This window comes from Methylobacterium sp. A49B (genome assembly GCF_053346215.1).
In genome coordinates this window covers 86,432-106,659 of the sequence record NZ_JBKFBO010000149.1, presented here as the reverse complement: position 1 = coordinate 106,659, position 20,228 = coordinate 86,432, and the positions used below count along the sequence as shown (strand labels likewise).

The 20,228-nt window shown below is 69.4% G+C and carries 23 protein-coding genes; 12 read left to right on the top strand and 11 right to left on the bottom strand.

Annotated elements, in window-relative coordinates:
* Nucleotides 1–35: 35 nt before the first annotated feature.
* The gene (locus ACLBX9_RS31575) at nucleotides 36–1,526 is read right to left on the bottom strand and encodes a carboxypeptidase M32 (RefSeq protein WP_447721675.1); all 1,491 of its coding nucleotides are present in this window, start codon (nucleotides 1,524–1,526) and stop codon (nucleotides 36–38) included.
* Nucleotides 1,527–1,732: 206 nt separating this feature from the next.
* Here ACLBX9_RS31575 and ACLBX9_RS31570 point away from each other — a divergent pair, with 206 nt between their 5' ends.
* Entirely contained in the window at nucleotides 1,733–1,918 is a 186-nt protein-coding gene (locus ACLBX9_RS31570; protein ID WP_447721674.1) for a DUF3606 domain-containing protein, read from the top strand.
* Nucleotides 1,919–2,012: 94 nt separating this feature from the next.
* Here the strand turns inward: ACLBX9_RS31570 and ACLBX9_RS31565 are convergent, their stop codons facing one another.
* The 4 genes from ACLBX9_RS31565 to ACLBX9_RS31550 all read right to left on the bottom strand — a co-directional run bounded on the left by ACLBX9_RS31565 (nucleotide 2,013) and on the right by ACLBX9_RS31550 (nucleotide 4,934).
* Nucleotides 2,013–3,815, bottom strand: coding sequence for an ATP-binding cassette domain-containing protein (locus ACLBX9_RS31565; RefSeq protein ID WP_447721673.1), 1,803 nt, complete (start codon nucleotides 3,813–3,815; stop codon nucleotides 2,013–2,015).
* Between the two features lie 67 nt (nucleotides 3,816–3,882).
* Complete coding sequence (locus tag ACLBX9_RS31560) at nucleotides 3,883–4,116, bottom strand: hypothetical protein (RefSeq protein WP_447721672.1); 234 nt, start codon at nucleotides 4,114–4,116, stop codon at nucleotides 3,883–3,885.
* 80 nt (nucleotides 4,117–4,196) lie between these two features.
* Nucleotides 4,197–4,511, bottom strand: coding sequence for a polyhydroxyalkanoic acid system family protein (locus ACLBX9_RS31555; RefSeq protein ID WP_010685931.1), 315 nt, complete (start codon nucleotides 4,509–4,511; stop codon nucleotides 4,197–4,199).
* 111 nt (nucleotides 4,512–4,622) lie between these two features.
* Nucleotides 4,623–4,934, bottom strand: a complete 312-nt coding sequence (locus ACLBX9_RS31550; protein ID WP_051072268.1) for a septal ring lytic transglycosylase RlpA family protein — start codon at nucleotides 4,932–4,934, stop codon at nucleotides 4,623–4,625.
* 612 nt (nucleotides 4,935–5,546) lie between these two features.
* Here ACLBX9_RS31550 and ACLBX9_RS31545 point away from each other — a divergent pair.
* A complete protein-coding gene (locus tag ACLBX9_RS31545) occupies nucleotides 5,547–6,737 on the top strand; it encodes a DNA methyltransferase (protein WP_447721671.1) in 1,191 nt (396 codons plus the stop codon).
* A gap of 205 nt (nucleotides 6,738–6,942) precedes the next feature.
* On the opposite strand, the gene mutY is transcribed toward ACLBX9_RS31545, so the two are convergent.
* Nucleotides 6,943–8,277 carry an A/G-specific adenine glycosylase gene (mutY, locus tag ACLBX9_RS31540; RefSeq protein WP_447721670.1) on the bottom strand — a complete coding sequence of 445 codons (1,335 nt, stop codon included), beginning with the start codon at nucleotides 8,275–8,277 and terminating at the stop codon, nucleotides 6,943–6,945.
* A gap of 120 nt (nucleotides 8,278–8,397) precedes the next feature.
* Here mutY and ACLBX9_RS31535 point away from each other — a divergent pair, with 120 nt between their 5' ends.
* From ACLBX9_RS31535 to ACLBX9_RS31500, 8 genes are all read left to right on the top strand, one after another.
* Complete coding sequence (locus ACLBX9_RS31535; protein WP_010685935.1) at nucleotides 8,398–8,880, top strand: DUF721 domain-containing protein; 483 nt, start codon at nucleotides 8,398–8,400, stop codon at nucleotides 8,878–8,880.
* An 89-nt stretch (nucleotides 8,881–8,969) separates the two neighbouring features.
* Nucleotides 8,970–9,614 (top strand): DsbA family protein, encoded by a 645-nt coding sequence (locus tag ACLBX9_RS31530; protein WP_010685936.1) that lies wholly within the window; start codon nucleotides 8,970–8,972, stop codon nucleotides 9,612–9,614.
* Between the two features lie 191 nt (nucleotides 9,615–9,805).
* Nucleotides 9,806–10,180 carry an AtpZ/AtpI family protein gene (locus ACLBX9_RS31525; RefSeq protein WP_039894233.1) on the top strand — a complete coding sequence of 125 codons (375 nt, stop codon included), beginning with the start codon at nucleotides 9,806–9,808 and terminating at the stop codon, nucleotides 10,178–10,180.
* A 72-nt stretch (nucleotides 10,181–10,252) separates the two neighbouring features.
* On the top strand, nucleotides 10,253–11,008 hold the full coding sequence (locus ACLBX9_RS31520; protein ID WP_010685938.1) for a F0F1 ATP synthase subunit A: 756 nt from the start codon (nucleotides 10,253–10,255) through the stop codon (nucleotides 11,006–11,008).
* Between the two features lie 68 nt (nucleotides 11,009–11,076).
* Nucleotides 11,077–11,304 (top strand): F0F1 ATP synthase subunit C, encoded by a 228-nt coding sequence (locus tag ACLBX9_RS31515; RefSeq protein WP_007566773.1) that lies wholly within the window; start codon nucleotides 11,077–11,079, stop codon nucleotides 11,302–11,304.
* A 139-nt stretch (nucleotides 11,305–11,443) separates the two neighbouring features.
* Nucleotides 11,444–12,022 carry a F0F1 ATP synthase subunit B family protein gene (locus tag ACLBX9_RS31510; protein WP_010685939.1) on the top strand — a complete coding sequence of 193 codons (579 nt, stop codon included), beginning with the start codon at nucleotides 11,444–11,446 and terminating at the stop codon, nucleotides 12,020–12,022.
* A 16-nt stretch (nucleotides 12,023–12,038) separates the two neighbouring features.
* Nucleotides 12,039–12,524, top strand: a complete 486-nt coding sequence (locus tag ACLBX9_RS31505) for a F0F1 ATP synthase subunit B family protein (protein WP_191991963.1) — start codon at nucleotides 12,039–12,041, stop codon at nucleotides 12,522–12,524.
* Nucleotides 12,525–12,752: 228 nt separating this feature from the next.
* Entirely contained in the window at nucleotides 12,753–14,033 is a 1,281-nt protein-coding gene (locus ACLBX9_RS31500; RefSeq protein WP_447721669.1) for an NAD(P)/FAD-dependent oxidoreductase, read from the top strand.
* Between the two features lie 156 nt (nucleotides 14,034–14,189).
* Here the strand turns inward: ACLBX9_RS31500 and ACLBX9_RS31495 are convergent, their stop codons facing one another.
* Both ACLBX9_RS31495 and ACLBX9_RS31490 read right to left on the bottom strand, forming a co-directional pair.
* Nucleotides 14,190–15,059, bottom strand: coding sequence for a formate/nitrite transporter family protein (locus ACLBX9_RS31495; protein WP_447721668.1), 870 nt, complete (start codon nucleotides 15,057–15,059; stop codon nucleotides 14,190–14,192).
* A 45-nt stretch (nucleotides 15,060–15,104) separates the two neighbouring features.
* Complete coding sequence (locus ACLBX9_RS31490; protein WP_447721667.1) at nucleotides 15,105–15,845, bottom strand: competence/damage-inducible protein A; 741 nt, start codon at nucleotides 15,843–15,845, stop codon at nucleotides 15,105–15,107.
* 77 nt (nucleotides 15,846–15,922) lie between these two features.
* On the opposite strand from ACLBX9_RS31490, the gene sfsA reads away from it, so the two are divergent.
* Nucleotides 15,923–16,636 (top strand): DNA/RNA nuclease SfsA, encoded by a 714-nt coding sequence (sfsA, locus tag ACLBX9_RS31485; protein WP_447721666.1) that lies wholly within the window; start codon nucleotides 15,923–15,925, stop codon nucleotides 16,634–16,636.
* Here the strand turns inward: sfsA and ACLBX9_RS31480 are convergent.
* Nucleotides 16,623–17,465 carry an FkbM family methyltransferase gene (locus ACLBX9_RS31480; RefSeq protein ID WP_447721665.1) on the bottom strand — a complete coding sequence of 281 codons (843 nt, stop codon included), beginning with the start codon at nucleotides 17,463–17,465 and terminating at the stop codon, nucleotides 16,623–16,625. The genes sfsA and ACLBX9_RS31480 overlap by 14 nt on opposite strands.
* A gap of 116 nt (nucleotides 17,466–17,581) precedes the next feature.
* Here ACLBX9_RS31480 and ACLBX9_RS31475 point away from each other — a divergent pair, with 116 nt between their 5' ends.
* On the top strand, nucleotides 17,582–18,346 hold the full coding sequence (locus tag ACLBX9_RS31475; protein WP_447721664.1) for an alpha/beta fold hydrolase: 765 nt from the start codon (nucleotides 17,582–17,584) through the stop codon (nucleotides 18,344–18,346).
* 167 nt (nucleotides 18,347–18,513) lie between these two features.
* On the opposite strand, the gene ACLBX9_RS31470 is transcribed toward ACLBX9_RS31475, so the two are convergent.
* Together ACLBX9_RS31470 and ACLBX9_RS31465 are read right to left on the bottom strand one after the other, a co-directional pair.
* Entirely contained in the window at nucleotides 18,514–19,275 is a 762-nt protein-coding gene (locus ACLBX9_RS31470; RefSeq protein ID WP_039894235.1) for an ABC transporter permease, read from the bottom strand.
* Between the two features lie 14 nt (nucleotides 19,276–19,289).
* The gene (locus tag ACLBX9_RS31465) at nucleotides 19,290–20,225 is read right to left on the bottom strand and encodes an ABC transporter ATP-binding protein (RefSeq protein ID WP_039894209.1); all 936 of its coding nucleotides are present in this window, start codon (nucleotides 20,223–20,225) and stop codon (nucleotides 19,290–19,292) included.
* Nucleotides 20,226–20,228 lie beyond the last annotated feature (3 nt).

The window sequence follows — 20,228 nt, the reverse complement described above, 5'->3', positions numbered from 1 at the left end:
CCGGCGCCGGTGGCGGTTTCCGCCGAGACCGATCGTCAGTCGCCCAGATAGCGCGCCTCCAGGTGGGCCCGGAATGCTGCCGTGCCCAACGGCGCACCGGTGGCGCGGGTCAGCAGGTCGTCGGTCCCGAGGAAGCTCCCGACCGCGTGCACGTTGGCCCGCAGCCAGTCCCTGAGCGGTGCGAAGTCGCCCTCCGCGAGACAGCCCGGCAGGGCCGGCTCGGCGGCCTGCGCGGCCCGGAACAGCTGCGCCGCCGCCAGCGCGCCGAGCGTGTAGGTCGGGAAGTAGCCGAACGCGCCGCTCGGCCAGTGGATGTCCTGGAGGCACCCCACCCGGTCGTCCGGCACGGTCAGGCCGAGGAGTTCCCGGATGCCGTCGTTGAAGGCGCCCGGCAGGTCGCGCACGGCGAGGTCTCCGGCGATCATCGCGGTTTCCAGCCGGTAGCGCAGGAGGATGTGGGCCGGGTAGGTCGCCTCGTCCGCGTCCACCCGGATGAAGCCGGGAGCGACCCGGGTGTTGAGCGCGTGCAGGTTCTCCGGCGACCATTCCGGTCCTGACCGCCCGAAGGCCTCGCGCAGCAGCGGCGCCAGGAAGGTGAAGAACTCACGGCTCCGGCAGGCCTGCATCTCGACGATGAGCGACTGGCTCTCGTGCAGGCTCATGCCGCGGGCTGCGCCGACGGGCTGGTTCCGCCAGATGGTCGGGCGGCCCTGCTCGTATAGGGCGTGGCCGGTCTCGTGCAGGACGCCCATCAGAGCGCGTCCGAAGTCGGCCGCGTCGTAGCGGGTGGTGATCCGCACGTCGTCCGTGGCGCCGCCGCAGAACGGGTGCAGGCTGATGTCGAGCCTCCCGCGTGTGAAGTCGAACCCCACGGCCTCCATGAGCCTGAGGCCGAGCGCCCGCTGCACCTCGACCGGGAACGCGCCGGCGAGCGGCAGCGGTGCCGGCCGCGCGGCCTGGATCTCGCGGGCGCGGGCGATCAGCGCCGGCAGCCAGCTGGTCAGGTCGGCGAAGAGCGGATCGATCGTCGTCCGGCGCATGCCGGGATCGTAGCTGTCGAGCAGCGCATCGTAGGGATCCAGGCCGAGGGCCTCGCCCTTCGCCTGCCCGATCTCCCGCTGGAGGCGCAGAACCTCGGCGAGGTGCGGTTCCAGCTTGGCGAAGTTGGATTCGCGGCGTGCCTCGCGCCAGACCATCTCGGAGCGGGACACGGCCCGAGAACTCGCCTCCACCAGATCGCGGGGGACGGCGGTGGCATGCGCCAGGGCGCGACGCATCTCCCGCAGGTTGGCGGCCGGCCAGGGATCGAGGTTCTCCGTACGCTCGGCGGCGACGAGTTCCTCGGCGGCCGCGGGCGCCGTCAGCATCTCGTGGGCCAGCCCGCGCAGGATCGCGAGCTGGTCGCCCCGCGCCTCCGCGGCGCCGTCCGGCATCAGCGTCTGCGCGTCCCAGCCGAGGATCCCTGCCGCGCCTTCGAGGGCCGCGAGGCGGGCGAAGCGCTGTTCGAGGGTCTGGTAGGCGGTCATGCGGTGCGAGCCTTCGTTTGTGTCGCTGATCAACGGAACGATGCCTAGGAGGGTCTTACCCGCGACGTGTCACGGCCGGCCACTGCAAGCTCATCGGTCGATGCCGGTCGCCTTTGACCAGAGAATTTCGGCTGCGATCGAGCCATCCCACTTGCCACCGCGGATTCATCGCTTAGGTTTATTTATGCCACAGAAGGAAACCTGAAGTGACTGATAACCTGCGCCGGCGGGAGCCGGAGGACAAATTCAAGATCAACGTCCACGAGGATTGGGAGCTTGAGTACTGGGCTCGAAGGTTCGGTGTGACGAAGGAGCGGATCAAGGAGGCTGTCAGGCAGGTTGGCGTGCAGACGAAGGACGTCGCCGAATTTCTCGGCCAGCGGTGGCCGTGATCGCTCGTCGTTGGCTTCCCCGGTGATGCAGCAACTGGTCTGCTGACTTTCCCGGCGCAGATGCCACACGGGAGGTGCTTCGACGGCCCGACCATCACCCCGTCTGCAGCATCTCCAGTTCGAGCCAGCGATCCTCCGCCTGCGAGAGTTCGGTCTCGGCCTGCGCCAGCATGGACGAGGCCTTGTCGAAGCGGGCGGGGTCGCGCGCGTAGAGGTCGGGATCCGCCAGGAGCGCCCGGAGCTGGCCGATCGCGGCTTCGAGCTTCTGCATGCGCGCGGGAAGCGTCTTCAACTCGTGCTGCTCATTGAAGCCGAGCTTCGGCTTGCCCGCCGGCTGCGATACGGGCGGGGCGGACCGCTCCCGCGGCTCCTTGGTCTTCGGGGCGACGGTGCGTGCCTCGATCCCCTGCCCGCGCTGGATCAGCATGTCGCTGTAGCCGCCGGCATAGTCCACCCAGCGTCCCGCTCCCTCCGAGACCAGCACGCTGCCGACCACGCGATCGAGGAAGTCGCGGTCGTGGCTCACGAGGATCAGCGTGCCCTGGTAGTCGCCCAGCATCTCTTGGAGCAGGTCGAGGGTCTCCAGATCCAGGTCGTTGGTCGGCTCGTCGAGGACCAGGAGGTTGGCCGGCTGGGCGAGCGCCCGGGCGATCAGCAGGCGGTTCCGCTCGCCGCCCGACAGTACCGAGACCGGTGTCCTGGCCTGCTCGGGATTGAACAGGAAGTCCTTCAGGTAGCCGATGACGTGGCGGCTCTGGCCGTTGACGGTCACGCTGTCACCCCGGCCGCCGGTGAGCACGTCGGTGACGGTCATGCCGGGCTCCAGCACCGCCCGGGCCTGATCGAGCACCACCGGGAGCAGGTTGGTACCGAGCACGACCTGCCCGGCATCCGGTGCGAGCCGGCCCATCAGCAGATTGATCAGCGTGCTCTTTCCGGCGCCGTTGGCGCCGACGATGCCGAGCCGGTCGCCCCGCATGACCCGCAGGGACAATCCGTCGACGATGGTGCGATCGCCGTAGGACTTCGCGATGTCGCGCGCCTCCACCACGAGGCTGCCCGAGGATTCAGCGTCGGAGGCCTGCATGCTGACGCTGCCGACCGGCCTGCGGACCTCGCGGCGGTTCTTGCGCAACTCGTGCAGGTTGCCCAGTCGCCGGACGTTGCGCTTGCGCCGGGCGGTGACGCCGTAGCGCAGCCAGTGTTCCTCGGCGACAATCTTGCGGTCGAGCTTGTGCTGGTCGCGCTCCTCCTCCTCGAAGAAGGCGTCGCGCCACGCCTCGAAGCTGGAGAAGCCCTGGTCGATCCGCCGGGTCTCGCCGCGGTCGAGCCAGATCGTGGCCCGCGACAGGGCGGAGAGGAAGCGCCGATCGTGGCTGATCAGGACGAGGGCCGCGCGGGTGCCCTTCAGCTCCGACTCCAGCCACTCGATGGCCGGGAGATCGAGATGATTGGTGGGCTCGTCGAGGAGCAGGACGTCCGGCTCCGGGGCCAGCGCCTGCGCGAGCGCCGTGCGCCGTCCCTCGCCGCCCGAGAGCTTGGTCGGATCCTCCGCGCCGGTCAGCCCGAGACACTCCAGGAGGTAGCGTGCGCGGTGCGTTGACTCCCCCGGCGGCAGGCCGGCCTCGACAAAGTCCAGCGTGGTCGCGAAGCCGGAAAAGTCCGGCTCCTGGGCGAGATAGCGGATCGTCGTGCCGGGCTGGACGAACCGGCGCCCCCTGTCGGGTTCGACGAGGCCGGCGGCGATCTTCATGAGCGTCGATTTGCCGGAGCCGTTCCGGCCCACCAAGCAGGTTCGCTCGCCGGGCGCGATGGCGAGGTCGGCGCGGGTGATCAGCGGCGTGCCGCCGAAGGTGAGCGCGACGTCCTGAAGGGTGAGGAGCGGGGGAGCGGCCATGGGCCGGCTTATGGCAGTGCGGGGCGGCCTGTTCAAACGGCGCCGCCCCGTTCGGAGCCGGCGCCCGTCAGGCGATCGGGTTCGCGGGCCCCGGCGGGCTGATCTCCGGCGCGCCGGGATCGTTCATCGGGATCTCGGGCGGCTGGATGCCCGGCGCCTCGGCCGGGGTGTTGCCGGGGATCTCCGGCCCGGGTGGCTGCGTCGGCGCCTGCGGAGGCTCATAGGGCCGGTCCGGCGCCGGGATCGGCTGCGGCGGCACCTCGGGGACCTGTCCCGGGTCGGCGAGCGTGAACTGGGGCAACTCTATCCTCCGCGAGACCCACGGCGCGGATCTGCGCCGTTCGGGCGGAAACAAGGTCCCGCCGCTCGGGTTCCGGATCGCTACTTCTTGGTCAGCAGGAGATTGCCTTCCTTGCTCGCCACCTTCTGGATCTTCTCGGCGAACAGAGCCAGGAGGAACGGCAGCTTCACCTCGAGGCGGACGCTCTCGGCACCCACGTCGATGGTGCCGGCGACCTTCTGGGCCATGGCGGAGACGCCGAAATCGAGCCGGTCGCCCGTCCAGGCCAACTGGTCCACCGCGATGCCGCTCTTGGCCAGGAAGGCCCGCGCCTGATCGGTGCCGTGTTCGAGACGCCGCTTGGCCTCGTCGCGGCCGAGGTCATGCGGGATGTCGACGATGAGGGGCTTGGGCATGGGCGGTTGATCCGGGCTGAACCCGGCAGCAGATGGGGCCTCGCATCGGCCCCGACAACGCCCGGGACGCGCCCTGCCCGCTCCTGGAAGGGCGGCCCCGGTTCGAAACCGTCAGTGCAGGACGTGCAGGGACACGTAGGTCGTGCCGCCCATCCCGAGGGCGCGGGCCGAGCCGCGCGACAGGTCGATGATGCGGCCGCGCACGAACGGACCGCGGTCGTTGATGCGAACGACCACCGAGCGGCCGGTGCGCGTGTTCTCGACGCGGACGCGGGTGCCGAAGGGCAGGCTGCGGTGGGCGGCGGTCATCCCGTTGGGGTTGAAACGCTCGCCGTTCGCGGTGCGGTGGCCACTGCCGTACCAGGAGGCCGCTCCGCTCTGCGCGGCGGCCGGGAGGGTGGTGCTGAGGACGGTGGCGAGCATTCCGAACGAAACAGCGAACTTTCCGAAACCAAACGACATTCTTTGCGCATTCCCTTGTTTTTTCGGGACGGCGCCAGTCGTTTCGGAAATCGGCCGGAATAAGGCGGGTCTTCGCGGTCGACCGCGATCGCGTTTAGGGCCCGATTTTTCGGCCTATGCTGATTACATGCGCAATTGTTGCGGAACTTTTCCGGTTTATCTTGGAAAAATGTCTCGGAAAGTCGAAACGCGTAATCGGCAAGATGTTCGTAAAATGAGGCACGAATAGCGCCTCATAGGTCATAAATCCTAAGCCCTGCGCTGAGGGTGACCCTGCATCCCGCTCAGGTGGACCCAAGGCGCCGCAGACCGCTTCCGCGGATCCCGTCGCCGCGAGGCGCACCGCTGCCGGGTGGATGCGGGAAGGAGCGGCGTCGGGATGCGGCGACACGTCCGCGATCCAGCGAACCGACGCGCTGCGGGCGTGGCATCAATGCGTAGGCGGGTATCCAGTTCCAAGCTCGGCAAAAACTGCAGCCCCAGAACGGGACGTGCGCCAAGCAAATTCGACAACGCGACCTTTACCGTAACCGGGGCATGGTCTGCCGGTCAGTCGCGTAACCGGTGTTTGCCATGGCTTCCCCGCGTACCGTGGCTGCCGACGTCGTCGCCCGGAAACAGGTCTCGCGTGCCGGGCGGCCCGCGTCGGCGCCACGGATGGGTCTCGTACCCGCCCAGCGTTCCCTGCCCCTCGACCAGGTTCTCGTCGGGGACTGCATCGCCGCCATGAACGCCCTGCCGGCGTCGAGCGTCGACTGCGTCTTCGCGGATCCGCCTTACAACCTTCAGCTCGGCGAGGCCGGCCTCCTGCGCCCGGACCAGAGCCGCGTCGACGCGGTCGACGACGACTGGGACAAGTTCGCGACCTTCGAGGCCTATGATGCCTTCACCCGGGACTGGCTCGCCGCCTGCCGCCGCGTGATGAAGCCGAACGCGACCCTCTGGGTGATCGGGTCATACCACAACATCTTCCGGGTCGGGAGCGCGTTGCAGGATCTCGGTTACTGGATCCTCAACGACATCGTCTGGCGCAAGGCCAACCCGATGCCGAACTTCCGCGGCAAGCGCTTCACCAACGCCCACGAGACCCTGATCTGGGCGTCCCGCTCGGCGGAATCGAAGGGCTACACCTTCCATTACGAGGCGCTCAAAGGAGGCAACGAGGACCTCCAGATGCGCTCGGACTGGTTCATCCCCCTCTGCACCGGCGAAGAGCGGTTGAAGGATGCGACCGGGCACAAGGTCCATCCGACGCAGAAGCCCGAGGCCCTGCTCGCCCGGACCCTGCTGGCGGCGACCAACCCCGGCGACGTGGTGCTCGACCCGTTCTTCGGCACCGGCACGACGGGCGCCGTCGCCAAGCGCCTCGGCCGCCGCTTCATCGGCATCGAGCGCGAGGCGACCTACGCCGAGGCCGCCCGCACGCGGATCGCTGCCGTGGAGACGCTGTCGAGGGCGGCTCTGATGGTGGCGCCGACCAAGCGCGCCGAGCCGCGTGTGCCGTTCCTGTCGGTGATCGAAGCGGGTCATATCCGGCCCGGCGAGACCGTCACCGACGAGCGCCGCTGCTTCCGCGCCACGGTGCGTCCGGACGGGCAACTCGACAACGGCCTCGTCATCGGCTCGATCCACAAGATCGGCGCCCTGGTCCAGGGGTTGCCGGCCTGCAACGGCTGGACCTTCTGGCACGTCGAGCGCGGCGGAAAGCCCGTGGTGATCGACACTTACCGGGCCGGTCTCCGCCAAGCGATGGCGAACGGCTGAATCGCCGCCGCCTTTGCCAGGACTGCGAAGCAATCCGCTCAGCGCGACGATGTCGGACGTCGCGCCGGCCCGGGTCGCTTCGCTACGCTCGCGATGACGGAGAGGATGGCATCGGCGCAAGGTCTCGATCGAGGACCGTATCGCCCGGGTGCCGTCGTTCCGGGCTCTCGTCCCCGGCAAGCTCCGGAGTGGGGGCGTGACGGGTTCACGACCGTTTTCGCGCCGGTCCCCGGCGTCGCGGCGCTGCCGGAGCGGCGGGCGGCTCGACCTCACCTTCGAACAGTTCGTCCGCCTCGGGCGGCGGCGTCGGCGGCGCCTTCGGCCGCGGCTTCGGCACGGCGCGTACGCTGGGGCGCGGCTCAGGATCCGGCATGGACACCGGCGGCTCCATCGCCGCGAGCAGCGGCATCGGCGGCGGCTCCTTCCTGGGGCGTCCGCGCGGCTTCTTCTCGGGCTCCGGCTTCGGATCGAAGGCGTGGGCCAGGACCTTGCGCATCAGGCCGGGCAGCGGCTCGTCGTCGAGGGCCGCGCGCGGCGTGAAGCGCATGCCGGGAGGCGCCGGCGTCGACAGCGCCACCCGGGCCGCGAACACCGTCAGCTCCAGCGGGAAATGCGTGAAGCCGTGGCGGACGAGCCCCGGAAGCCGCTTCCAGCGGGCGTCGAGAGGCGCGTCCAAGAGCGCGGCCGCGGGATCGTAATCCGCCTCCCAGGCGCTGCCCGGCGGCTCGGCCATGTTGCCGAGAAGTCCCTCGGGCGGGCGGGTCCGCAGAAGCACCGCCTCGTCACCGCTGCGAATCGCCACGAAGGCCGCGCCGCGGCGCAGCGCGCCCTTGGCCACCCTGATCTTGCGTGGGAACGTCTCCTGCGTGCCGAGCGAACGGGCGCGGCAGGGCCGCATCCACGGACAGAGCGCGCAGGCGGGGCGCTTGGGCGTGCAGATCGTCGCGCCGAGATCCATGAGCGCCTGCGCGAAGTCGCCCGGCCGGTCCGCGGGCACCAGCGCCTGCGTCAGGCGCCGGATCTCCGGTCGGCTGCCCGGGAGCGGCGTCTCCACCGCGTAAGCGCGGCTCAAGACCCGCTCGACGTTACCGTCGACGGCGGCCTCAGGCCGGTCGAAGGCGATCGCCGCGATGGCCCCCGCCGTGTAGGCGCCGATGCCCGGCAGTTTGCGCAGGCCCTCGGCCGTGTCGGGAAACCGGCCGCCCGCCGCCGCCACCGCCTTGGCGCAGGCGTGGAGATTGCGCGCGCGGGAATAGTAGCCGAGCCCGGCCCAGGCCGACATCACCGCCTCCTCGGGGGCGTCGGCCAAGGCGAACACGTCGGAAAACCGGGTCAGGAAGCGCTCGAAATACGGACGGACCGCCGCGATGGTGGTCTGCTGCAGCATCACCTCGGAGAGCCAGACCCGGTAGGGATCGGGCACCTCGCCGGCCAGCGCCCGCCACGGCAGCACGCGCCGGTGCCGGTCGTACCAGGCGAGCAGGTCGTCGGCGCGCGGTCCGGGACCGGGCTCGGGATCCGGGTCTGTGCGAGTCGGCATGGGTGCGGGCTGCATAGCCGGAGGGGATGGGCGATCATAGGGCGGCGAAAGCGCCGGCGCGTCCTCCCTTCGTCAACCATCCTGCGCTAACCTTCGCGGATCCACAGGGCCGGAACCATCATGGCGCGCGTCAAACCGCTGGCCGAGCTGATCGAAAGTTGCATCGGGCCAGCCTTCGCGGCGCAGGGCTTCGCCTCGACCGACATCCTGGCCGCCTGGCCGGAGATCGTCGGCGAGCGGCTCGCCCGCTACTGCCGGCCGTCCAAGCTCGAATGGCCGAAGCGCCGCCGCAAGGATTCCGGCACCCCGGATTCCGGCACCCTCGTGGTGCGCGTCGAGGGTGTCTTCGCCCTCGAACTCCAGCATCTCGCGCCGGTGGTGATCCAGCGGATCAACGCCCATTACGGCTGGGCCTGCGTTGCCCGGATCGTACTGCAGCAGGATCGGGTCGGGCGCGGCAGCCGCGTGCCGTCACGCGCGCGGATCGACCCGACCGCCGCCGGCGAGGTCCGGCGCGCCGTGGCGGAGATCGCCGATGACGGACTGCGCGCGGCCCTCGACCGCCTCGGCACCGCTGCGGTGGCGACGCGTCCGGAGCGGTGAACGGTCGATTCGGCCGCCTTGCCAGGACGGCCGCGCCCGAGTACCGGCATCGGAACGCCAAAACTGTCCAATGCGGCGGAGCCTGCCCGATGACGACGCGACGCGACGCTCTCAAGTACTCCGGCCTCGCCCTCGGCGCCGGCCTCGCCCTGCCCTATCTGTCCCGCGGCGCCCAGGCGCAGAATGCCGACATGGCCGCGCTGCTGCAGCCGGGGCCGCTGGGCGACGTCTGGCTCGGCCCGGCCGACGCCAAGTGCACGATCATCGAGTACGCCTCGATGACCTGCTCGCATTGCGCCGCCTTCCACCGGAATACCTGGCCGACCCTGAAGGAGCGCTACATCGACACCGGCAAGGTGCGGTTCACGCTCCGGGAGTTCCCCCTCGACCCGCTGGCCACCGCGGCCTTCATGCTCGCGCGCTGCGAGGGCGACTCCAAGTACTATCCGATCACCGACCTGTTGTTCGACCAGCAGCAAGGCTGGGCCTTCACGCCGAAGCCTGTGGACGCCCTGGAGCAGATGCTGCGGCAGGCCGGCTACAACAAGCAGACCTTCGAGGCCTGCCTGAAGGACCAGAAGGTCTACAGCGCGGTCAACACCGTGAAGCAGCGCGGGCTCGACGTGTTCAAGGTCGATTCCACGCCGACCTTCTTCATCAACGGCGAGCGCTACACCGGCGAGATGACGGTCGAGGGCATGGAGAAGGTGATCAAGCCGCTCATCGGCGCCTGATCGCCCGGCCGGAGCGCCGCACGAAGCGCGGCTCCGGCGCGTCGCTCCAAGCTGAAATACCAACTCAAAATCAAAGACTTACTGTGTATGGGGTTCGCCTTGACACTCAAGATAGGCGAAACTATGGTGCGCCCCGCTTGCTGGGGGTGTCCAGCCGGTTCCAGATCCTCCCGCCCGATGAGTTTTGAGCCGTGAACGGCGACGACCCGAGGGACGGGGAAGGGACCGCGCAGACGCCGACGGACAGCGAACTCTCCGCGAGGCTCCGACGTCTCGAGACGCAGATCGAACGGAAGCGGCCGCAGGCTGCTCCCGATCCTTCCTCGCGCCCTCGGAACGGCGGATCCTCCTCGCTCGGCCAAGCCATGACGCTCTCCACGGAGTTCGTCGCGGGCGTGATCGCGGGGGGCATACTCGGCTGGATCGTCGATCATGTCTTCGGGACGAAGCCCTGGGGCCTGATCGTCCTCTTGATGCTGGGGTTCGTCGCGGGGGTCTACAACGTGATGCGCGTGTCGGGTTTCGCCGCCGCGCGTCCGGTACGGCGCGATCGGCAGGAGCCCTAAGGCGCGCCGTTCGATAGGGCATGTGGGGCGGCCGGCACGTGTCGGCGCGGGACAAGAAGGGCGGAAGCGGGAATGGCGGTCACGATCGACCCGATCCATCAGTTCGAGCTGAAGCCGCTCGTATCGCTGGGCCATATCGGCCATCAGCAGCTCGCGTTCACGCAATCGGCCCTGTACATGTTCGCCGCCGTCGGGGTGATCGCGCTGATCACCATCGTGGCGACGGCCTCCCGCTCGGTCGTGCCGGGCCGGATGCAGTCCCTGGCGGAGATCTTCTACGAGTTCATCGCCGACACGGTGCACCAAGCCACCGGCGACGGCGGCAAGCGGTTCCTGCCGCTGGTCTTCTCCCTGTTCATGTTCGTGCTCGTCCTGAACCTGTTCGGGATGATCCCCTACGCCTTCGCGGTGACCAGCCACCTGATCATCACCTTCGGCCTCGCCGCGCTGGTGATCTCCACGGTGGTGATCTTCGGCGTGATGAAGCACGGCACCCACTTCTTCGGCCTGTTCGTGCCGTCGGGCGTGCCGAAGCCGCTGCTGGCGATCCTGGTGCCGATCGAGGTGATCTCGTTCATCTCGCGCCCGATCAGCCTGTCGGTTCGTCTGTTCGCCAACATGTTGGCCGGCCACATCGCGATGAAGATCTTCGCGTTCTTCGTGGTCCAGCTTCTTCTCGCGGGCGCCTGGAGCGTGCTATCGCCGCTCCCGCTGTTCCTGACGATCGCGCTGACCGCCCTCGAGTTCCTCGTTGCGGCGCTTCAGGCCTACGTCTTCGCGACGCTGACGGCGATCTACCTCAACGACGCCCTTCACCCCGGCCACTAAAACCGGCCGGCTCCACCCGCCGCAAACGTCACCGCACGTTTCGTTCTGAAGAGACCCTAGGAGTTACCATGGATCCCGTCGCTGCGAAGTACATCGGCGCCGGCCTCGCCTGCCTCGGCATGGCGGGTGCGGGCATCGGCCTCGGCAACCTGTTCGGTCAGTTCCTCGCCGGCGCCCTTCGCAACCCGTCCGCGGCCGACGGCCAGCGCGCCACCCTGCTCCTGGGCTTCGCCCTCACCGAGGCGCTCGGCATCTTCTCGTTGCTGATCGCGCTGCTGCTGCTCTTCGCCGTCTGATCGGCGCCGGAGGCCGCGGTCGCCGCGGCCTCCTCGGGCAGCCGCCCGATGAACGGGTGGGCGCTCCCAGGCGGGGCGCCCGCCGTCTTCCGTCACCGCTCTGCGGTGGCACAGCGAACGGTGTCAGTGTAGCGGTCTCATGGCGCAGCCCAATCCCCTCACCACGCCGCCCTCGGGCGCCGACACGCAGATCGTGCCGGGCCATACCGAGCACACGGAAGCGCATTCCGGGGCCTTTCCACCCTTCGAGACCTCCGGCTTCCTGGCGCAGCTGATCTGGCTCGCCCTGGCCTTCGGGCTCCTCTACTATCTCATGGACAAGATCGCGCTGCCGCGCATCCAGTCGATCCTGCACGCCCGCGCCGAGCGCCTGCGGGCCGACCTGGATCAGGCGCAGGCGATGAAGGCCGAGGCGGATGCCGCCGGCGTGGCTTTCGAGACCGCCCTCCGGGAGGCTCAGGGCAAGGCGCGCGACATCGCGCAGACCACCCGCAACGAGCTGGCCGCCGAGGCCGAGACCAAGCGCAAGGCGCTGGAGGAGGAGCTGAACACCAAGCTCTCCGCCTCCGAGGCGACGATCCGCACGCGGACCGAGGCGGCCATGGGCAACGTCCGCTCGATCGCCGGCGAGGCGGCCTCCGCGATCGTCGAGCGTCTGACCGGGCAGGCTCCCGATCGGGCCACGCTCGACCGCGCCCTCGACGCCACCGCACACTAGACGGGAACCCACGATGCTGCTCGAAGCCGAATTCTGGGTCGCCGTCGCGTTCGTCATCTTCATGGGCATCGCCTGGAAGGTCGGCGGCTTCTCGGCGATGACCAAGGGCCTGGACGGCCGTGCCAAGCGCGTCCGCCACGAACTCGACGAGGCCAAGCGCCTGCGCGAGGAGGCGGCGGCCGTGCTTGCCGACTACAAGCGCCGCCGGGCCGAGGCCGAGAAGGAGGCCGAGTCGATCGTCGCCAGCGCCCGCGAGGAGGCCAAGCGCGCCGCCGAGGAGGGTCACCGCAAGCTCGACGATTTCCTCGCGCGCCGCACCAAGGCCGCCGAGACCAAGATTGCCCAGGCCGAGGCTCAGGCCGAGGCTCAGGTGCGCGCCGCCGCCGCGGAGGCCGCCGTCAAGGTGTCGGAGACGATCCTGCGCGAGCGGCTGCAGGGCGAGGCCGCGCAGGGCCTGATCCGGTCGAGTCTCGGTGAGGTCCGGACCCGGATGCGGTCCTGACGTCGCCCGCCGACGACGCGGAGTTCGAGAAAGCCGCCTCCGGGCGGCTTTTTTCATGATGGGACAGCCCTGCTTTCGCGCGCGATGCGGTTCGTCGGAGCCGTGCCGACGGGTGTGCCGCGAGCCGGGTTGGCAGCCCGGTCCGCGCGATGACGTGAATCCGCGTGGGCCGCGGCGAACATCGGAGCCCTGACCGGTGTTCCCGACGCGGGAGCGGGCGGAGGGGTCATGGCGGACAGGGCGCGGATCGTGATCGTCGGCGGCGGCGTCGCCGGCATCGAGGTGGCCACCAGCCTCGGGCGCGGCGGCCGGGCGGACGTGACCCTGGCCGATCGCAGCCTCTCGCATGTCTGGAAGCCGATGCTGCATACCTTCGCGGCCGGCACCGCTCGGGCCGACCGGCAGAAGGTCGATTTCTTCGCACAGGCGCGGCGCAACGGTTTCCGTTTCCAGCCGGGCACCCTCGTCGGGATCGACCGTCAAGCCAAGCGCGTGCGGCTCGCCGTGGAGGCGGCGGAGGGGCACCCGGAGATCGACCGGCCCTATGACCTGCTCGTCCTCGCCATCGGCAGCCGGGCGAACGATTTCGGCACGCCCGGCGTGGCCGAGCATTGCCTGACCATCGACGACCTGACCGAGGCCGAGCATTTCCACGATCAGCTCCGGCGCCACCTGCTGGCGCGCCTCGACCGGGGCGGCATGCTCGAGATCGCCATCGTGGGCGGCGGCGCCACCGGCGTCGAGCTGGCCGCCGAGCTGAAGCACGCCATCAACCTGCTATCCGCCTACGGCTCCCCCGACCTGCCCCGCCGCCTGCGCCTGACCCTGATCGAAAGCGGCGCCCGCCTCCTGCCGGCCTTTCCCGAGAAGGTGTCCCGAGCCGCCGCCCGCACCTTGTCGGACCTCGCCGTCGAGGTGCGGACGAACGCGATGGTCACTGGGGCGGATGCGGACGGCTTTTCCCTGAAGGACGGAAGCCGCATTCCGGCCGGCCTGAAGGTCTGGGCGGCGGGCGTGAAGGCTCCGGACGTGCTCGCCGGTCTCGACGGCCTTGAGCGCTCGCGGACCGGGCAGCTCGTCGTCGGGCCCGACCTGCGCACGAGCCGCGATCCGGCGATCCTCGCCTTGGGCGACTGCGCCAGCCTCGACGATCCGCAATCCGGCAAGCCCGTCCCGGCGACCGCGCAGGCCGCGCGCCAGCAGGCTCAGCACCTCGCGCGCCATCTCGGCCGCGCCTTGGCCCGCGGCGGCTCGGTCGCGACGGATCTGCCGCCGTTCCGCTACGTCGAGAAGGGCGCCATCGTCTCGCTCGCCGATTTCAACGGTTGGGGCACCCTCGGGCGCTACACGTTCGGAGGCGGCCGCCTGAACGGACTCTCGGCCCGGCTGACCCACGACCTGCTGTACCGGCAGCACCAGATCGGTCTCTACGGTCCGGTGCGCGGGACCATGACGTGGCTGCTCGACGACCTCGACCACCTGATCAGCCCGCCGGTGCGACTCGATTGAGCGGGCTCCCAGTCGTTGCTTGGCGCTTCGACACCGTCTTGGCGAGCGGAGCGAAACAATCCAGGGGTGCAATGCTTGCTGAAGCCTGCGTGGCGCCGGGTCTGTCGCTTCGCGCGCGAGAATGGCGTGACAATGCCGCCGGTGTGATCCCGCCGGTCAGTCGAGGCGCTCGCCCTCCACCGCCTTGGTCTCCTCCACCTCCGGCGCAACCTGGCCGTAGTTGAGCACCGCCACCAGCGCGGCACCGCCAAAGGTGTTGCCCAGCAGGGTGGGAAGGAAGAACTTCAAGCCGTAATCGCCCATCGTCGCCGCCCCGGTGACCACGAGGAAGAAGGCCTCGACCGAGCCGGCCACGATGTGGGCGAGGCCGCAGAGCGCCACCAGCCACGTCATCAGCAGGATCACGAAGGGGGCTGCGCTCGCGGTCGCCGGCAGGAACCAGACCATCAGGGCGATCATCCAGCCGGCGAAGACCGCCTTCACGAACGTCGACCAGAAGCCGTGCGCGATGGCGTCGTGGCTGATCTCCGCAAACGCCTTGAGCACCGGCGGCTCGAAGGCGCCGGAAAAGGCCAGGAGCGTCGCGATCGCGAGCGTGCCGAGGATGTTGCCGCACAGGACGATGGTCCAGAGCCGGATCACCCGAAGCGCCGTCTTCACCGAGCGGTCGTGCAGCAGCGGCAGCACCGGCGTGATGGTGTTCTCGGTGAACAGCTGCTGGCGCCCGAGGACAACCACCAGGAATCCGACCGCGTAGCCCATCGAGCTCACGATCTTGGCCCAGTCGGTCTCCGGCAGGTGGCTCCGCAGCACGCCCGGGACGATCAGCGACAGGGCGATGCTGAGGCCCGCCGCGAAGGCCGAGAGGAACAGCGCCAGGCCGTGGCGCCGCAACTCCTCGTCGCCCTCGAGCCGGATGACCTCGTGAAGGACGTAGGCGTCCGGCCGGCCGATCTCGGAGACTTCCTTCAGCAGCTCATCGCGGCGCGCCTCCGGATCAGCGCGCTTGTCCTTGTCCCGCACCATTCGCCCAGCTCCGCTACGCAACCCGCTCGATCGAATGATGACGTCTCAAGCCGAGAGCTGCGCCAGCAGGGCTTCGACCGCGACCCGCGCTTCCGCCAGGGCCAGGCTGTCGCGGCTGCGCACGACGATCCGGTTGCGGAAGCCTTCCGGCGTGATCGCCGGATACGAGCCGATCGAGACGGCCGGCCGCGTCTTGGCGATCTCGCCGAGGCCGCCCGCGTAGCTGCCCTCGGGGAGCCCCGCCGCCTCGATCGTCTCGGACAGCATGGCGGTGCCGCCCTTCAGGGTCGGGGCGACCGAGTCGAGCATGGCCTGCATGATGCTCGGCACGCCGGCCATGACGTGAACGTTGCCGATGCGGAAGCCCGGCGCCTTCGAGACCGGGTTGGCGATCAGATCCGCGCCGAACGGGATCCGCGCCATGCGCAGGCGGGCCTCGTTCAGGTCTTCCGGCTTGTGACGCTCCAGCAGCATCGCCCGCGCCCGCTCGTCGACGTCGATGCCGACCCCGAAGGCCTGGGCCACGCAATCGGCGGTGATGTCGTCGTGTGTGGGGCCGATCCCGCCGGTGGTGAACAGGTAGGTGTAGCGCTGCCGCAGGGCGTTCACCGCCTCGACGATCATGGCGGCCTCGTCGGGCACGATCCGAACCTCGCGCAGGTCGATCCCGGCGGCGGTGAGGAAGTCGGCGATGGTGCCGATGTTCTTGTCCTTGGTGCGACCCGAGAGGATCTCATCGCCGATGACGAGGATCGCGGCGGTGACGGAATCGGAAGGCTGGTTCATGGAGCTCTGGCGTCGGGCGGGTCCTGCAGGCAGATAGCGCGACCGCAGCCCACGACTACGTGAACCCCGAGGACCCGATGCAGTTCGTCGCGCCGCTGGTGCCGGGACGGCTGGTGCAGCGCTACAAGCGCTTCCTGGCCGACATCGATACCGAAGAGGGCCGCGTCACCGTGCACTGCCCCAACCCCGGCGCGATGCTCGGGCTGAACGCGCCGGGCGGGCGGGTGCTGCTCTCCCGCTCGACCAATCCGGCGCGCAAGCTGCCGTTGACCTGGGAGCTGGTGGAGGCGGATCTGCCCGGTGGCCCGCAATGGGTCGGCATCAACACGCTGCGCCCGAACGCCCTGGTGGCCGAGGCCTTCCGGGCCGGCATCATCACGGCGCTGGCCGGTCACGACACGCTCAAGCCCGAGGTCCGCTACGCGCAGGCGAGCCGGGTCGACTTCCTGGCCAGCGGCGCGGAGGGCGGTCCCTGCCATGTGGAGGTCAAGAACTGCCACCTGATGCGCCAAGCGGGTCTGGCGGAGTTTCCCGACTGCAAGGCCGCCCGCAGCGCCCGCCACATGCGGGATCTGGCCCAGGTCGTCGTCGAGGGCGGACGGGCTCTGGTGGTGATCGTCGTGCAGATGCACGCGGAGGCCTTCGACGTCGCCCGGGACATCGACCCCGTCTTCGACCGTGCCTTCCGGGAGGCGCGGGCCGCCGGCGTGGAGGTCCGGGCCTATCGATGCGCCGTCGGGCCGGAGGGTGTGGCCGTCAGCGATGCAATCCCTGTGATCACGCCGGCCTGACTGCAGACCGCTCGAACATCAGGTTCAGCCGCGAGCGCGAGATCTCGCGATAGCCGTAGCCTTCGAGGTGCGTGGGCAGGTCGAGCTGCCACTGCCCGGTGCCGTTCTCGATCAACAGGATCTTGGGCAGCAGGGACTCCGGCGCCTCGCGGAGGAACGGCTCCAGGATCAGGTCCTCCGCGCCTTCCACGTCGAGCTTGATGGCGTCGACCCGGGTCAGACCCTCGCGGCGCAGGAGATCGAGGAGCGGCACCGCCGGCACGGTGATGCGCGCCCCCTCGTTGGTGCCGACGATGCGCAGGCTCGACTCGCCGCGGTTGCGGGGATCGATGAACAGCGTGAGTTCGCCGGCCTTGTCGGCCACCGCACAGGCCACCGCCTTCACCGTGTGGAACGGGTTCTGGGCGATGTTGTAGGTCAGGCGGTTGAACACGTCGGGCTGCGGCTCGACCGCGACGATCCGGGCGGCTGGGCCCGAGAAGGCCGCGACGCACAGGGCGTACGCGCCGATATTCGCGCCGATGTCGAGGAAGACGCAATCGTCCGGCAGCCGTTCCTGCAGGAGCGCGCGCTCCTCCGGATCGAAGAATTGCGGCGTGAACAGTACCTTCTTCTCGCAATTGTTGTTGTACGGGTGCAGCCGCATCCGCGCGCCGTAGCGGGTCACGTCGAGGGGCTTGCCGCCGAGGCGCGCGATGGCGATCCGGCGCAGGAACAGCGCGAAGCGCCGTCCGTACCAGGACTCGGCCGGGATCCGGTTCGTGCGGCGGGTGATCGCCGCCACGAGGCCGGACGGTTCATAGGTGCCGTAGGGCTGGGTGTCCGTCATGACCGGGGCGGTTTGCCAGCCGGCGCTCCGACCCGCAAGCGGATCGATCCGCGTTGCCCCGGCGCGCCCGCGTGGTCTAAGCCGTGGCCGAGCTTCAGGAACACAGGTTGCGCGGCATGGAGTCCTTCAATTCCGACGGCGTGCGGATCGCCTATATCGACGTCCCGCCGGCGGACGGGGCCGGCAAGCCGATCCTGCTGATCCACGGTTTCGCGTCGAACCATGCCGTCAACTGGGTCAACACGCAGTGGGTGAAGGCCCTCACGCAGGCCGGCTACCGGGCGATCGCGCTGGACAATCGCGGCCACGGCGAGAGCGAGAAGCTCTACGATCCGGCCGCCTACAGCTCGGAGGCCATGGCGGGCGACGCGATCCGGCTGCTCGACCATCTCGGCATCGAACGCGCCCACATCATGGGCTACTCGATGGGCGGGCGGATCACCGCCCATATCGCCCTCGACCACGCGGACAGGGTTCGCTCGGCGCTGATCGGCGGTCTCGGGATGCATCTGGTCGAAGGCAAGGGCCTGCCCTCCGGCATCGCCGAGGCGCTGGAGGCGCCCGCCGGCACGCCCGCCCCGAACCCGACCGCCGCCGCCTTCCGCATGTTCGCCGAGCAGACCCGCAGCGACCTGCGGGCGCTCGCTGCCTGCATGCGCGGCTCGCGCCAGACGCTGAGCCGGGCCGAACTCGGCCAGATCGAGGTGCCGGTCCTCGTCTCGGTGGGCACCCTCGACACGGTCGCGGGTTCCGGGCCGGCGCTCGCCGCCCTGATCCCGGACGCGCGGGCGCTGGAGATCGAGGGCAAGGACCACTCCACCGCGGTCGGCGCCAAGCCGCATCGGGATGGCGTGCTGGCGTTTCTCGCAGCGCAGCCCTGACGCTTCATACCAGGTGCGGTTGATCGCTGCCGCACCGCCATCCTGGCGTGTGAAGCGAAGCAATCCAGGCGGCGCCACGCTCACCAAGCTCGCGCGGCCCTGGGTCACTTCGCCGTGCTCGTGATGGCGGGGGATGCGTCCCCCGAACCGTTCAAACGGTTTCCGTGTCAGCTCTTGAGCCGGTAGCCGGTGCGGAAGATGTAGGTGACGAGACCGAGGCAGACGCACAGGAACAGGGCGGTCATGCCGAGGCTGATGGCGATGCTGACATCGGCGCTGCCGAAGAACGCCCAGCGGAAGCCGCTGATCAGGTATACGACCGGGTTGAGCAGGCTCACCGCGTGCCAGAACGGCGGCAGCATGCCGATGGCGTAGAAGCTGCCGCCCAGGAATGTCAGGGGCGTCACCACGAGGAGCGGCACCAGCTGCAGCTTCTCGAATCCGTCCGCCCAGAGGCCGATGACGAAGCCGAACAGGCTGAACGTCACCGCGGTCAGCAGCAGGAAGCCGATCATCCAGAGCGGATGATCGATCCGCAGCGGCACGAACAGCGCGGAGGTCGCCAGGATGATCAGGCCGATCAGGATCGACTTCGAGGCCGCCGCCCCGACGAAGCCCAGCACCACCTCGAGCGGCGAGATCGGCGCCGAGAGGATCTCGTAGATCGTGCCGGCGAAGCGCGGGAAGTAGATGCCGAACGAGGCGTTGGAGATGCTCTGCGTCAGCAGCGAGAGCATGATCAGGCCGGGCACGATGAACAGCCCGTAGGGCACGCCGTCCACCGCCGAGACCCGGGAGCCGATCGCCGCGCCGAACACCACGAAGTAGAGGGTCGTGGAGATGACCGGCGCCAGGATGCTCTGGCCGGCGGTGCGCCAGAAGCGGCCCATCTCGAACAGGTAGATGGCCCGGACCGCCGGCCAGTTCATGCTGAAGGCCGCGCTCATGCCGATGCTCCCTCCTCGCGGACGAGGCCCACGAAGATGTCCTCCAGCGAACTCTGCTGGGTATGGAGGTCGTTGAAGCGGATCCCCGCCGCGGCGAGTCCCGTGAGCAGCCCGGTGATGCCGGTGCGCTCGGCCCGCGTGTCGTAGGTGTAGACCAGCTCGCTTCCGTTGCCCGCAAGGGCCAGTTCGAAATCGGACAGCTCCGGCGGTATGGCCTGGATCGGCTGCTGGAGATGCAGCGTCAGCTGCTTGCGCCCGAGCTTGCGCATCAGCGCGGCCTTCTCCTCCACCAGGATGATCTCGCCCCGGCGGATCACGCCGATGCGGTCCGCCATCTCCTCGGCCTCCTCGATGTAGTGCGTGGTCAGGATGACGGTGACGCCCTGCTGGCGCAGCTCGCGCACGAGCCGCCACATGTCCTGGCGCAGCTCCACGTCGACGCCCGCGGTGGGCTCGTCGAGGAACAGCACCCGGGGCTCGTGCGACAGCGCCTTGGCGATCAGCACCCGGCGCTTCATGCCGCCCGACAGGGTCATCAGGCGGCTGTCGCGCTTCTCCCACAGGGACAGCGCCCGCAGGATCCGCTCGATATGGCCCGGGTCTGGCCGAAGCCCGAAGAGACCCCGGGAGAAGCTGACCGTGTTGACCACCGTCTCGAAGGCGTCGGTGGTCAGTTCCTGCGGCACGAGGCCGATTGCCCGGCGGGCCGCGCGGTAATCGCCCGCGATGTCGTGCCCGTCGACCAGAACCGTGCCGGAACTCGGCGTGACGATGCCGCAGACGATGTTGATCAGGGTCGACTTGCCGGCGCCGTTCGGGCCCAGCAGCGCGAAGATCTCGCCGCGCTCGATGGCGAGGTCGATGTCCCGCAGGGCGGTGAAGCCGGACGTGTAGGTCTTCGACAGCTTCGAGATGGCAATGATCGGCATCAGGGC